Raw genomic sequence first — 13,488 nt, 5'->3', positions numbered from 1 at the left:
TGTACGTACGGTGCAATGAGAGGTGCTGGGGGTAACTCCCCACATCTACTCTATTATGCGTTTTAGCATGTTTATCGAAAAAAAGTCGTAACTTTGCAAGAAAAGACCAACATGAGACTAAACAAAACATTACTTACCTTCGGCCTGGCCACTGCCCTCCTGCAGATGCCAGCCACTACGTTTGCCCAATCCGCTGGTGCCAGTTCTTCCACCCATAATCCGCTTCTCGTAAAGAGCACTCTGCCTTTCGGCGCTCCCGATTTCAGCAAGATTCAGGAGAGCGACTATCTTCCTGCCTTCGAGATAGCCATCAAGAGCCAGCGTGAGAACATCCAGAAGATTGTTAACAACAAGAAGAAACCAACCTTCCTGAACACCATCCTCGCTTTCGAAGAGAGCGGACTCCTGCTCGACCGTGTGAGCAACGTCTTCTTCGGACTCACCAGCGCCCACAAAACTCCCGGCATTGCCGAAACTCAGAAGAAGGTGATGCCTTTGCTTACCGATCTGGACAACGAGATTTCTTTCAACAAGCAACTCTTCAACCGCATCAAGTTCGTTTACGACAACGAACTGAAGAAACTCAAGGGCGAAGATCTTCGCCTGACCGAGCAGACCTACAAGCGTTTTGTTCGCTCTGGCGCCTTGCTGTCGGCAGAGAAGATGGAGCGCATGAAGCAGATCAACACCCGCATCTCGCAACTGCAGGAGCAATGGGACAACCTCTTGCCTGCAGCCACCAACAATGCTGTGGTATGGGTACAGAGCAAGGACGAGTTGGCTGGCCTGAGCGATGCTGATATAGCTCAGTGCAAGAAAGACGCAGAGAGCCGTGGCGGTAAGGCTCCTTACTGCGTGGTAATCATCAACACCACCCAGCAGCCTATCCTCGCCTCGCTTGCCAACCACGACCTTCGCCGCCGTGTGTACGAGGCAAGTATCCATCGTGCCGATGCCACCAATCCAGAGTTCAACACCTTCCCTATCGTTACCGAAATAGCCAAGTTGCGTGCCGAGAAGGGACAGCTCATGGGCTACAACAACTATGCCGACTACTCGCTCGAGAAGACCATGGCGAAGAACAGTCAGAACGTGAACAGCTTCCTGGGACAGCTCATCAAGGAATACACTCCCAAGGCTGAGGCAGAGACCAAGGCTATCGAAGAATACGCTCAGAAACTGGAGGGTAATGACTTCAAGCTGCAGCCCTACGACCGATTCTACTATTCCGCAAAGATGAAGAAGGAACTCCTCAACATTACAGACGACGAGATAAAACCTTATTTCAATATCGACAGCGTACAGATCAACGGTGTGTTCTATGCTGCCCACAAGGTATATGGTCTTAACTTCAAACAGCGCAAGGACATCCCAACCTATCATCCCGACATGAAGGTGTTTGAGGTGAGCGACAAGAACGGTAAGCCATTAGCTCTCTTCTATAGCGACTTCTTCCGTCGTCCTACCAAGCGAGGTGGCGCATGGATGAGCGCTTTTGCCAAGCAGAGCAGGCAGCGCGGTCAGTTGCCTATCATATATAATGTATGCAACAACGCCAAGGCTCCCGAAGGACAGCCTTCACTCATCACCTGGGACGAGGTTTGCACCATGTTCCATGAGTTCGGTCACGCCCTGCACGGCATGCTCTCCGACTGCCAGTACAACACCCTTTCAGGTACAGCCGTAGCACGAGACTTCGTAGAAATGCCTTCGCAGTTTAATGAGTCGTTTGCATCCATTCCTGAGGTGTTCGACCACTTTGCCCGTCATACCGAAACAGGCGCTCCTATGCCAGCAGCCCTGAAGGAACGCATGCTCAAGAGCATCAACTTCCAGACAGCCTATTCCTTGGGCGAGAACTTGGCTGCCACCTGTCTCGACCTGGCTTGGCACGAACTGACTCCCGAACAGGTTCCTTCTGCCTACATGGCTGGAGCCTTCGAGAAAGAAGCTCTCTTCAAGGCAGGAGTTCTCAATACTCAGATACCTCCACGATACTCTACCACTTACTTTAACCACGTATGGGGAGGTGGCTATGCAGCAGGCTATTACAGCTATCTGTGGACAGAGGTTCTCGCTGTCAACGTAGCCGACTACTTCGCTCAGCATGGTGCACTCGACCCTGCTGTTGGTCAGGCTTTCCGCACCAAGATTCTCAGCCGCGGCAATACCAAGGATCAGCTCGAAATGTTTACCGACTTCACTGGCATGAAGCAACCTGATGCTTCTGGCCTGCTCAAAGCAAGAGGATTGTAATAAAGGTAAAAAGGTAAAAAAGTAAAAAAGTAAAAAAGTAAAAAGGTAAAAAAGTAAAACTGAATCTTACTGCCGATAAAGATTTTTAAGGCAACAGAGCCTCAGTACATCATACAACAGGACAGGTGTCACGACCGACACACTGTCCTGTTTTTCGTTTATACTCATCTTAACCTTCTGAACCCAGCGACAACTCAATAGCTTTCTATTCTACAGACTTTCATAAAGAAACTAAGAGACTGCACATTTTCTGCATTTTTTTTGTATGTTACAAGAAAACGTTGTATCTTTGCATAAGTAAGACAAGATGTTATATATGAGCAAAAAAAATACAGGAACACAAAGACATTACTATAAGAATCTATTAAGCATTGGCATACCTATCGTCATAGGACAGTTAGGAACCATCATCTTAGGTTTTGCCGACACCATCATGATAGGTCACCACAGCACGGAAGAACTGGCTGCGGCAGGACTTGTCAACAACATCTATACCCTGGTGTTCGTCATGTACATGGGCTTCACCTATGGTCTGACTCCTATCATCGGCCGACTCTATGGCGAGGAACGTACCGACAGCATCGGACAGAAGGTGCGCAACTCGCTCTTTGCCAATATGCTTACGGGCGCCCTTCTCTCCATAGCGCTTGTGGTGCTCTACCTCAACCTCTCGCACATCGGACAACCCGAAGAGCTGCTCGCCCTCATCCGTCCCTACTTCATCGTCAACCTCATCTCGGTACTCTTCATGGGCATATTCTACACCATGAAGCAATTTCTTGATGGCGTGGCAGAGACGCGTGTGGCGATGTGGGTGATGATAGGCGGTAATGTAGTCAATATCTTCGGCAACTGGCTGCTCATCTATGGTGTGGCAGGATTCCCCGAACTGGGACTTCTCGGAGCCGGAATCTCTACCTTGCTGAGCCGTGTGCTTATGGCAGCAGCCATGGTGGGAATCGTGATAGGCAGGAAGAAGTTCGCCCAGTACCGTCACGACATTTTGCATAGCAGCATCACCAAGGCCGACTTCCGCGAGATGAACCGCTTAGGATGGCCTGTAGCCCTGCAGTTGGGCATGGAGTCGTCGGCTTTCACCCTCAGTTGTGTGATGGTGGGATGGCTCGGCACCATACCCTTGGCAGCCCACCAGGTGATGATCACCCTCTCCCAGCTCTTCTATCTCGTACTCTCGGGTATGGCAGCCGCCATGGCCATCCGTGTAAGCCACTTCGTTGGTCAGAAAGACTATCAGGCGGTTCGACAAAATGCCTACGACGGCTGGCGACTCAACCTGATGTTCTCCATCTGCATGGGTCTGCCCGTACTGCTCCTGCGCCATCAGATAGGAGGCTGGTTCAACGACAACGTGGAGGTGCAGCAATACGTGGCGCTGCTCATCATCATGATGATGGTCTATCAGTTTGGCGACGGACTGCAATACAGCTTTGCCAACGCCCTTCGCGGCATCGCCTGCGTGCGTCCGATGGTGCTTTACGCCTTCATCGCCTACTTCGTCATCTCACTGCCTATGGGTTATACACTCGGCTTTCCTTTAGGAATGGGCATCTTAGGCATTTGGATAGCCTTCCCATTCGGACTCACTATTGCAGGCACTATGTACTGGCATCGATTTGAAAAAGAACTACGCAAGATGGAGCAGCAAGCTACAGGAACTCAAGCCTGAGCTTACGCTCCAATCCAGCAAAATAATCATATCTAAGAACCCAATAAAAAAAACGAACCGTGAAACAACAGCAGATATACAACCTGGAAGAGTTTGCCAACAAATATCAGTTGACAAATACTTTTGGCGCCTACGCCGCCTACTTTTCTGTCGGAATAATTCTCACTGAAGAAACCGATGTCGCACAACACTTCAAAGAGATGATGCTGCAGCGTACTCTCTTCACCAAAATGTTGCTTGTCAAACAAGGAACAGCGAAAGTGCATATCAGTGAGCACGATACCCCAAAGACACTTACTCCCGACTGTCTTCTGGCAATGACGTCTAAGCATATCATCACAGAGGCAGAGTTCTCACCCGACTTCGCGGCAGAGTGCCTTCTGGTAGACTCCGAGATGGTGAGCGACAACACCATCTATCGCCTTCATGCAGAAAAGCACAAGAGTGTTAGTGACATTTTCAGCATGATACACAACATCGTAAAACATCAACACATCAATAAGATTGAGATGATCGAATCAATGTTTAATGTGCTACGTCTCATCCTCGAAGAATTGCCCTATGAGCAATGCTCCATCTCTCACGACTTCAAACACAAGAAAGAGGTATATGAAATATTCCTTCACCATCTATACCGTAACTTCCGACAGGAACGCCAGATACGCTTTTATGCGGGCAAGATGAATGTTTCTACAGCATACCTGTCACGCTTAGTCAAGGAGATAAGCGGCTCTACCATCAACGAGCACGTTACCTCGCTCGTCTACAAGGAAGCCTGCAACCTCCTCTCCCATTCCAACATGTCGATTGGCGAAATAGCCGACGCCCTGAGTTTCAGCGACCAGAGCGCCCTCACCAACTTCTTCAAGATGCGTGCCGGCATGACTCCCCTCGCCTACAGAAACAAAGGCAGAGAAAGACGATGAAAGGTGATGAAACCTAAGAGAAGGGCATAAGTAGCTTGCTTCTGATAGCCATGAGCATGGGTTTCGGGAAATTACATTAGTGACATCAAAACCGAAAAAAAGCATGGACAACTCTCTCAGCCATCCATGCCCATGTATTCTCGTATATCTGATCTATTCTAATCGTGTATTGTCATGGTGAAAGGATTACGCTAAATTTTAAAAAAACTACCACAATTATTTTAACTTCTTATAGCCATAGGCTGCGCGATTACCCAACTGCTCTTCGATGCGGATAAGCTGGTTGTACTTAGCCATACGGTCGGTACGACTCATTGAACCCGTCTTGATCTGCCCCGAGTTGGTAGCCACAGCAATATCAGCTATTGTAGTATCCTCGGTTTCACCCGAGCGATGGGAAGTAACCGTGGTGTAACCATGACGATGAGCCATCTCAATAGCATCCAGGGTCTCAGTAAGAGAACCGATCTGGTTTACCTTGATAAGGATAGAGTTGGCAGCACCCATCTTGATACCCTTTTCCAGGAACTTCACATTTGTAACAAAGAGGTCGTCACCTACCAACTGGCAACGGTCGCCAATGGCAGCAGTCAACTTCACCCAGTTGTCCCAATCGTTCTCATCAAGACCATCCTCAATAGAATCGATAGGATACTTGGTAATCAGATCTTCCAGGAATTTGATCTGCTCTTCAGCAGTCAGTTTCTTGCCATTAGGATCCTTCTTCTTACCATCCTTCAACTGGCGGTAATCATAATACCACTCACCATTCTCCTGAACGGCAAACTCACTGGCAGCACAGTCCATGGCTATCTTCACATCCTTTCCTGGCTCATAGCCAGCATCCTTAATGGCCTGACAGATGCTCTCGAGTGCATCCTCGATACCATCGAGTGCAGGAGCAAAACCGCCCTCATCACCTACGGCAGTAGAAAGGCCGCGGCTCTTCAGCAGTTTAGCCAATGCATGGAACACCTCGGCACCCATGCGGATGGCCTCCTTCTCGGAAGGAGCACCCACAGGACGGATCATGAACTCCTGGAAAGCGATAGGTGCATCAGAGTGAGCACCACCATTAATGATGTTCATCATAGGAACAGGAAGGGTGTAGGTATTGCAACCGCCGATGTAGCGATACAAGGGAATGTGCAGATACTCGGCAGCAGCATGTGCCACAGCCAGAGACACACCGAGAATAGCATTTGCACCCAGGTTCGACTTGGTCTTGGTACCGTCGAGTTCCAACATCTTGTAGTCAATGGTGCGCTGTTCCAAGGCAGAGAAGCCCACCAAGGCAGGCGCAATCACCTTGTTCACATTCTCCACAGCCTTCAAGACGCCCTTACCACCATAGCGGTTCTTATCACCATCACGAAGTTCCAAAGCCTCGTTTTCGCCTGTCGACGCACCTGATGGAACAGAAGCACGACCCACAATACCCGACTTTAATGTAACCTCAACCTCTACTGTAGGGTTGCCGCGGGAATCCAAGATTTCTCTTGCATGAACATTTTCAATAATCATAATACTTTAATATTTTTAATTACATAAAACTTTAACAAAACCGCTTGAAGCACGATACTTATCGCCTCTATACGATTTCTGTTTCTGAGTGCAAAAATAGATATAATCTGAGATATCTCCAAATTTCGTACGTCATTAAAAATAGGTATTCCGATTAAATACCTACTTATGAGTAAAGAGACTAACACTATCCGAAACTTCTATCATTAACTCAACTTTCGCAAATAGAGAACTCAAAGAAATTAGAGAAGTTAAAGCCAAATGTTTTATGGCTAAGTATTCAACCCCAAATGGCTGGAAGCAAAATGCCTCCAGCCCAAGATTATCAACCTTAATTCAGAAAAACTTAAGCCCGCCCCTGCCAACCAAAGCCGCAGGAGCAGCAGGCTTCAACGTAGCTTTTTACTTAAACCTTTAATACAAACGCGAAACGTTCATTATTTCAAAGTGAACTTATGCGACTGCAGCATCTCGTTAGGATCGAGCGCCTTGTCGAGTTCCTCCTTGCTCATGATGCCCTGCTCTATCACGATGTCGTAGACTGAGCGGCCTGTTTCATGAGCCTCCTTAGCCACTTTGGTACTTTTCTTGTAGCCAATGATGGGATTGAGGGCAGTCACGATACCGATGCTGTTCTTTACCATTTCGTAGCAACGCTCCTTGTTCACAGTAATGCCGAGGATGCACTCCGAGGTAAGGGTCTCTATGGCATTCTTCATCCATGTAAGGCTCTCGAAGAGGCTCTCTGTGATGATAGGCTCCATCACGTTCAACTCCAGCTGACCAGCCTCTGCTGCGAAGCTGATAGTGGTGTCGTTGCCGATTACCTTGAAGCAAACCTGATTGGTCACCTCAGGGATGACTGGGTTCACCTTGCCTGGCATGATAGAAGATCCAGGAGCCTTAGGAGGCAGATTAATCTCGTTGAGACCGCAGCGAGGACCAGAAGCCATGAGTCGCAAGTCGTTGCATATCTTAGACAACTTAACAGCCAGACGCTTCAGAGCTGACGAATAGCTCACGTAGGCACCCGTGTCGGGAGTAGCCTCAACAAGGTCGGTAGCAGTCTCGAAGTTCTCGCCCGTCAACTTGCTCAGGTTGGCAGCACAAAGCTTGGCGAAACCAGGAACAGCGTTAATACCTGTACCGATGGCTGTACCACCCATATTGATTTCGTGCAGCAATTTCACGTTGCGCTCCAGATTGAGGATTTCCTCCTCCAGATTGTTGGCATAGGCATTGAACTCCTGTCCGAACGACATAGGCACAGCGTCCTGCAACTGTGTGCGTCCCATCTTGATGACGTCGGAATACTCATCAGCCTTATAACGGAAGGCGCTTATCAATCCTGTAAGGGCACCCACGAGATGCGTGTTCATACGGATGAGCGCCAGACGGATACTGGTAGGATAAACATCGTTGGTACTCTGTCCGCAGTTACAATGGTCGTTGGGTGAGCAATACTGGTAGTCGCCCTTCTCGTGACCCATGATTTCGAGTGCACGGTTGGCGATCACCTCGTTGGCATTCATGTTGACCGATGTACCTGCACCACCCTGTACCATATCTATAGGGAAGTTCTCATGCCATTTGCCCTCAATGATTTCTCGGCAGGCCTGAGCGATGGCACCCGAGATCTCATCGTTGATCACGCCCAAGGAATGATTGGTCTCAATGGCAGCCAGCTTCACGAAAGCGATAGCGATAATGAAGTCAGGGTTGTCGACCATAGTCTTGCGAGAAATGTGGTAGTTGTTGATACCACGCTGTGTCTGCACACCATAAAGAGCTTCTGCTGGAACCTTGAGTTCACCCAGAAGGTCGGACTCTACTCTGTATTTCTTTTCTTCAACCATAATACTATTATATTAAGCGTTAATATTTTTATTTTTTTCTCGCTGCAAAAGTACTGCTTTCTTTCCACATCGTCTTTATAAAAAGAGAACGATTATTTGTAAAAAACAAACAATCGTGTAGTTAGAGAGTTAAAAGAGGAGTTTTCAGAAGTTAAGGAGTTAATGGAATTAAGGAGTTAAGACAACAGCCTTAAAGGTCGGAGAATCAGAATATTAGAGGCGGTAAGGAGTAAGAGAAAACAAGCCCTTTGCTCCACATAGCATTCGGAGATAATTTCATGGCATTCGGTGTGAGATTTCTCAAAGCGAGCGTGAGAAACATGTCATTCGGTGTGAGATTTCTCAAAGCGAGCGTGAGAAACATGGCGTTCGGTGTGAGATTTCTCTGAGCGAGCGTGAGAAACGCAGCATTCGGTGTGAGAGGAGATTATGCCAACATGCGCTTCATATAGCCCCGCACTTCCTTTCGTGCTGCACCCAGTCGGTTTTCCACACACTTGTAGTTGAGCCCCAGTTCACGGCTAATCTCTCCCACCTTCATGCCGTCGCACACGTTAAGACGGTACACCTTGCGCTGCTTCTCGCTAAGACGGGCAATGCCTCGCTCCATGAGTTCGGTAATCTCCACAACCGAATAAACCATCTCGACCGACTCGCCACAACCTGCCGTACCCATGCTGCCCTGTATGAAATGCTCATGCTCTTCTACCCGCTTCCTGTGCCGCCAAAAATCACATATCAGATGGCGAGCCATGGTGTAGACCAGGCAGGGAAGCGTAATGGGAGTAATCATCTTGTCGGTTTGCAGTAGGCGCAGGAAGACATTCTGGACAATGTCTTCAGCCTCATCAGAATAAATATGAAGGCGAGATGCCACGAAGGCAAGAAGCTCCTCGTAGTGAAATGTATAGTAATCAGCAATAATAGCTTGTTTTGTTATTGTATAGTCCATGATGGTCAAAATTCAGTGGGATTAGTCGAAGACTCATCCACTTCTTGAAAGATGGTTGCAAAGGTAAGAAAAATAGTTGCTACGACCAAACAAAAGAGAACAAAAAGCTAAAAATAAATCCAAACATGACAGATGCCCCTCCTTTTTGGCACACATTTTGCGAGGACATGGTCAATCGAATGAATCGAACAATAATAAAAACAACTAAATAAACATATCAATATTATGGCACAAAAAGGTAATATCGGAGTAACGACAGAGAACATCTTCCCTGTCATCAAGAAATTCTTATATTCAGACCACGACATCTTCCTGCGCGAGATGGTATCCAACGCCGTAGACGCCACACAGAAGCTCAAGACTCTGGCTGCCCAGGGCGACTTCAAGGGCGAGATAGGCGACACCACTGTGCGCGTCACCCTCGACAAGGAGGCCGGAACCCTGACCATCAGCGACCACGGCATCGGAATGACCGAGGAGGAGATAGACAAATATATCAACCAGATAGCTTTCTCGGGAGTGACCGACTTCCTCGACAAATACAAGGAGAACGCCAATGCCATCATCGGACACTTCGGACTCGGTTTCTACTCTTCATTCATGGTAGCAAGCAAGGTGGAGATCATCACCAAGAGCTATCGCGAGGGAAGCAAGGCCGTGAAATGGAGCTGCGACGGATCACCAGCCTTCGAAATAGAGGACGCCGACAAGGCGGAGCGTGGTAGCGACATCGTGCTCCACATAGCTGACGACTGCAAGGAGTTCCTCGAGAAGAACAAGATAGAGGAGCTGCTCAACAAGTACTGCAAGTTCATGGCTGTGCCCGTGGCTTTCGGCAAGAAGACAGAATGGAAGGACGGCAAGAACGTAGAGACCGATGAGGACAACATCATCAACGGCGTAGAGCCCCTCTGGACCAAGACGCCAAGCACACTCAAGGACGAGGACTACAAGAACTTCTACCGCACCCTCTACCCCATGCAGGACGAGCCCCTCTTCTGGATTCACCTCAACGTGGACTTCCCATTCAATCTGACAGGTATCCTCTACTTCCCACGCATCAAGAACAACATCGACATGCAGCGCAACAAGATACAGCTCTACTGCAACCAGGTGTTCGTTACCGACCAGGTGGAAGGCATCGTGCCTGAGTTCCTCACCCTGCTGCATGGCGTCATCGACTCGCCAGACATCCCGCTCAACGTGAGCCGAAGCTATCTGCAGAGCGACAGCAACGTGAAGAAAATCGCCACCTACATCACCAAGAAAGTGGCCGACCGACTCAGCTCCATCTTCAAGGAGAACCGCAAGGAGTACGAGGAAAAATGGGACGACCTGAAGATCTTCATCAACTACGGAATGCTCTCGCAGGAAGACTTCTACGACCGCGCCAAGGACTTCGCCCTCTTCAAGGACGTAGACAGCAAGTACTTCACCTTCGAGGAATACAAGACCCTCATCAAGGATAACCAGACCGACAAGGACGGCAACCTGGTATACCTCTACGCCAACAACAAGGAGGAACAATACTCCTACATCGAGGCTGCCAAGAACAAGGGCTACTCGGTACTCATGATGGACGGACAGCTCGACACTCCAATGGTCAACATGCTGGAGCAGAAGCTCGAGAAATCGCGCTTCACACGTGTAGATGCCGACATCATCGACCGACTCATCGTCAAGGAGGATGCCAAGAAGACAGACCTGACAGACGAGCAGACTGCCAATCTGTCACAGGTATTCCGCTCACAGATGCCTAAGCTCGACAAGACTGAGTTTTTCGTAGAGATACAGGCCTTGGGCAAAGCCAACCAGCCTGTACTCATCACTCAGAACGAGTATATGCGACGCATGAAGGCCATGAGCCAGTTCCAGGCAGGCATGAACTTCTACGGACAGATGCCCAACAGCTACAACATCGTGCTCAACAGCGACCACGAACTCGTGAAGAAGGTTCTCGCCGATGCCGAGCAGCATACAGCCGAGGCACTGAAGCCTGTACTGGCAGAGCTGAAGGGACAGGAAGCCCGACTGGCTGTTCTGCACCAGTCGCAGGACAAGAAGAAGCCCGAGGAGATTACCCAGGAAGAGAAGGACGACCTGCAGAATACCCAGAAGGCCGTGAACGACGAGAAGCAGAAGCGCGACAACATCATAGCCGATTACGCTAAGGACAACAATATCGTACATCAGCTCATCGACCTCGCCCTGCTGCAGAACGGCATGCTCAAGGGTGCTGCCCTCGACGCCTTCCTCAAGAGAAGCGTCAGCATGATCAAGTAAAGCGCTGACATGCAGAGAGTAATATGACTCTACTTTCTCAAATACGTAAGTTGAAACTTCCATAACTTCCGTACATAAGAAAGTGCTATAAAAACAAGATAAATCACTTCATAATAAGACCCGACACCAAACTAAATTTAAATTTAGTGAGATGTCGGGTCATTTTTTGTTTATTGTATTTGCACCGTTGAATAAAATGTTGTACTTTCGCAATCGATATTCAACCTCAGACATACAAGTAACTTAACTATCGTATGTATAGCAGTGCTTGCCACAAAGCAAACCTGCAAGAGTTATCAGAAAGCTCAGATAAATAATACTATAGAATGGATCAGATAGTAGTAGAACTCTTCCTGTTGAGCATCGGAGCCAGTTTTGTACAACGCACCACTGGTTTCGGTTTTGGCATCTTCATCATGACGATGCTCCCCTCTATCATGCCTTCCTTCGGTGAGGCAACAACCCTCTCGGGCATTCTGGCGATGACCACCTCCCTGATCATCGTTATTCAGAAATACAAGTACATCACCTGGAGGCGGCTGCTGCCCATTCTGTTCACCTTCATCATCATCTCCATCGGAGCCATCTTCGTGCTCCGGCGGATGGAATATCATATTCTGAACATATTGTTAGGCATTACACTGATCATTGTGAGCATCTACTTCGCCTTCTTCAGCAAGCGCATCAAGGTAAAGACAACGCTGCCTGTGCAGGTTACGGCAGGAACATTGAGCGGACTGATGGGAGGATTCTTCGGAATGCAGGGACCACCAGCCGTACTCTATTTCGTCAGTTCTGAGCCAGACAAGGAACACTATCTGGCGATGACGCAGACCTATTTCCTGGCAGGCAATCTGATGATGACACTGGCAAGAGCCTACAATGGTTTCTTCACCACCACGGTCTCCATAGGTTATTTGTATGGAATAGCCGGAGTCTTCATTGGCAACTTGATAGGCTCCTGGGTATTCAGGCATCTCAGCGGCTCCCTGCTCAAATACATCATCTATGCCTATATCGGAATCAGCGGATTAACCTTCCTACTGGGAGCGTAGCGTATATGCCTGTGCCATTATCAGCAATCTACTGAAATGTGTGGACTGGAATAAAAAATGCAGGCCTTCTTTTTACAAGGCTGCAGCCACCCTTCTAACTTTTGCCAATCTGGCCATAAAGGTAGAATCATTTTTGTTGATTGCAGATTATATCTCATCTGCATTTTCAACAAAGGCTCAGCATTCACTCCAAGTGCAGCCTCAAAGAGCAGGGCTGTTTTTTCCGTTACTGGACGACGAGCATTCAGAATTTCATTCAAAGCAGAATAGGCAATCCCCATTTCCTCCGCCAACTGTCGCTGAGAAATTCCACGATATTCTATCTCATTCTTCAGAACATCTCCAGGATGCGTAGGAAAAGCCGGAGTCATATCATTTGCCCGCATTTCCTTTATTGCTTTTTTATCGTTGCTCATAACTATTTCATTTATAATCGTTTGATAATTCTGTTATATTACATATGGTTGCAATAGTCTGACCATCCTCAAATTCTTCTTCAAATTCTATTCGATACGATCATTCACTCTTACCGAGGACAATCCTTCTTTGTTTCCTTCTAACCGTTCATAATTGAGAGAATTATATTTCCATAGGCCTTGAACGTTATCTTCCGATATCATAAGGTCTATCACTCGAATATACTTTCTAACGATTTGCGGTTGAAAGCGATGCTTTTTATCAGATTTGCCAGAACTATATAGATCACGCAGATAATCCTCGTTGAAATTTACTATCATAACCTTTATGTTTTGATGTTGCAAAGATAATATATAAATTCGATATTCACAAATTTTGTGAAGGAAACTTTGGCTAAACAACTATAATTGTGATTATCTATGTTAAAATTACCTTAAATTCGCAGCTTAATTATTTGTTATAAATGCAAGTCCTTGACAAACATTTGTTTGCAAAGACTTGCATATGTCAGGATTTTCACTTAACTTGGTGC

9 protein-coding genes and 2 pseudogenes are annotated in these 13,488 nt (G+C 47.7%); 6 read left to right on the top strand and 5 right to left on the bottom strand.

What is annotated here, in order from left to right; translation table 11 throughout:
• Positions 1-111 precede the first annotated feature (111 nt).
• From F7D20_RS12750 to F7D20_RS13265, 3 genes are all read left to right on the top strand, one after another.
• On the top strand, positions 112-2,256 hold the full coding sequence (locus F7D20_RS12750) for a M3 family metallopeptidase (RefSeq protein WP_158464374.1): 2,145 nt from the start codon (positions 112-114) through the stop codon (positions 2,254-2,256).
• Between the two features lie 316 nt (positions 2,257-2,572).
• Entirely contained in the window at positions 2,573-3,943 is a 1,371-nt protein-coding gene (locus tag F7D20_RS12745; RefSeq protein WP_158464373.1) for an MATE family efflux transporter, read from the top strand.
• Between the two features lie 59 nt (positions 3,944-4,002).
• Entirely contained in the window at positions 4,003-4,869 is an 867-nt protein-coding gene (locus tag F7D20_RS13265) for a helix-turn-helix domain-containing protein (RefSeq protein WP_158464372.1), read from the top strand.
• A gap of 216 nt (positions 4,870-5,085) precedes the next feature.
• Here F7D20_RS13265 and eno read toward each other — a convergent pair whose 3' ends face one another.
• The gene (eno, locus tag F7D20_RS12735) at positions 5,086-6,393 is read right to left on the bottom strand and encodes a phosphopyruvate hydratase (protein WP_158464371.1); all 1,308 of its coding nucleotides are present in this window, start codon (positions 6,391-6,393) and stop codon (positions 5,086-5,088) included.
• A gap of 268 nt (positions 6,394-6,661) precedes the next feature.
• Between eno and F7D20_RS12730 the strand changes: the two genes are divergently transcribed.
• Positions 6,662-6,811, top strand: a complete 150-nt coding sequence (locus tag F7D20_RS12730) for a hypothetical protein (RefSeq protein ID WP_158464370.1) — start codon at positions 6,662-6,664, stop codon at positions 6,809-6,811.
• 19 nt (positions 6,812-6,830) lie between these two features.
• On the opposite strand, the gene F7D20_RS12725 is transcribed toward F7D20_RS12730, so the two are convergent.
• On the bottom strand, positions 6,831-8,249 hold the full coding sequence (locus F7D20_RS12725) for an aspartate ammonia-lyase (protein WP_158464369.1): 1,419 nt from the start codon (positions 8,247-8,249) through the stop codon (positions 6,831-6,833).
• A gap of 427 nt (positions 8,250-8,676) precedes the next feature.
• Positions 8,677-9,201 carry an RNA polymerase sigma factor gene (locus F7D20_RS12720; protein ID WP_158464368.1) on the bottom strand — a complete coding sequence of 175 codons (525 nt, stop codon included), beginning with the start codon at positions 9,199-9,201 and terminating at the stop codon, positions 8,677-8,679.
• Positions 9,202-9,426: 225 nt separating this feature from the next.
• On the opposite strand from F7D20_RS12720, the gene htpG reads away from it, so the two are divergent.
• Entirely contained in the window at positions 9,427-11,484 is a 2,058-nt protein-coding gene (gene htpG, locus F7D20_RS12715) for a molecular chaperone HtpG (RefSeq protein WP_158464367.1), read from the top strand.
• A gap of 326 nt (positions 11,485-11,810) precedes the next feature.
• Complete coding sequence (locus tag F7D20_RS12710; RefSeq protein ID WP_158464366.1) at positions 11,811-12,539, top strand: sulfite exporter TauE/SafE family protein; 729 nt, start codon at positions 11,811-11,813, stop codon at positions 12,537-12,539.
• Between the two features lie 72 nt (positions 12,540-12,611).
• On the opposite strand, the pseudogene F7D20_RS12705 reads toward F7D20_RS12710, so the two are convergent.
• Together F7D20_RS12705 and F7D20_RS12700 are read right to left on the bottom strand one after the other, a co-directional pair.
• A pseudogene (locus tag F7D20_RS12705) lies at positions 12,612-12,955 on the bottom strand (HigA family addiction module antitoxin).
• A gap of 7 nt (positions 12,956-12,962) precedes the next feature.
• Positions 12,963-13,276: pseudogene (locus F7D20_RS12700) on the bottom strand (type II toxin-antitoxin system RelE/ParE family toxin).
• Between the last annotated feature and the right edge of the window lie 212 nt (positions 13,277-13,488).

Source organism: Segatella copri, assembly GCF_009495355.1.
Classification (GTDB): Bacteria; Bacteroidota; Bacteroidia; order Bacteroidales; family Bacteroidaceae; genus Prevotella.
This window is presented reverse-complemented; position numbering and strand designations above follow the sequence as displayed.

Excerpts from the sequence above, each read along its gene's own strand:
- F7D20_RS12750 (WP_158464374.1), top strand. The coding sequence starts at position 112 with ATGAGACTAAACAAAACATTACTTACCTTCGGCCTGGCCACTGCCCTC.
- F7D20_RS12745 (WP_158464373.1), top strand. The coding sequence starts at position 2,573 with ATGAGCAAAAAAAATACAGGAACACAAAGACATTACTATAAGAATCTA.
- eno (WP_158464371.1), bottom strand. The coding sequence starts at position 6,393 with ATGATTATTGAAAATGTTCATGCAAGAGAAATCTTGGATTCCCGCGGC.
- F7D20_RS12730 (WP_158464370.1), top strand. The coding sequence starts at position 6,662 with ATGGCTAAGTATTCAACCCCAAATGGCTGGAAGCAAAATGCCTCCAGC.
- F7D20_RS12725 (WP_158464369.1), bottom strand. The coding sequence starts at position 8,249 with ATGGTTGAAGAAAAGAAATACAGAGTAGAGTCCGACCTTCTGGGTGAA.
- F7D20_RS12720 (WP_158464368.1), bottom strand. The coding sequence starts at position 9,201 with ATGGACTATACAATAACAAAACAAGCTATTATTGCTGATTACTATACA.
- htpG (WP_158464367.1), top strand. The coding sequence starts at position 9,427 with ATGGCACAAAAAGGTAATATCGGAGTAACGACAGAGAACATCTTCCCT.
- F7D20_RS12710 (WP_158464366.1), top strand. The coding sequence starts at position 11,811 with ATGGATCAGATAGTAGTAGAACTCTTCCTGTTGAGCATCGGAGCCAGT.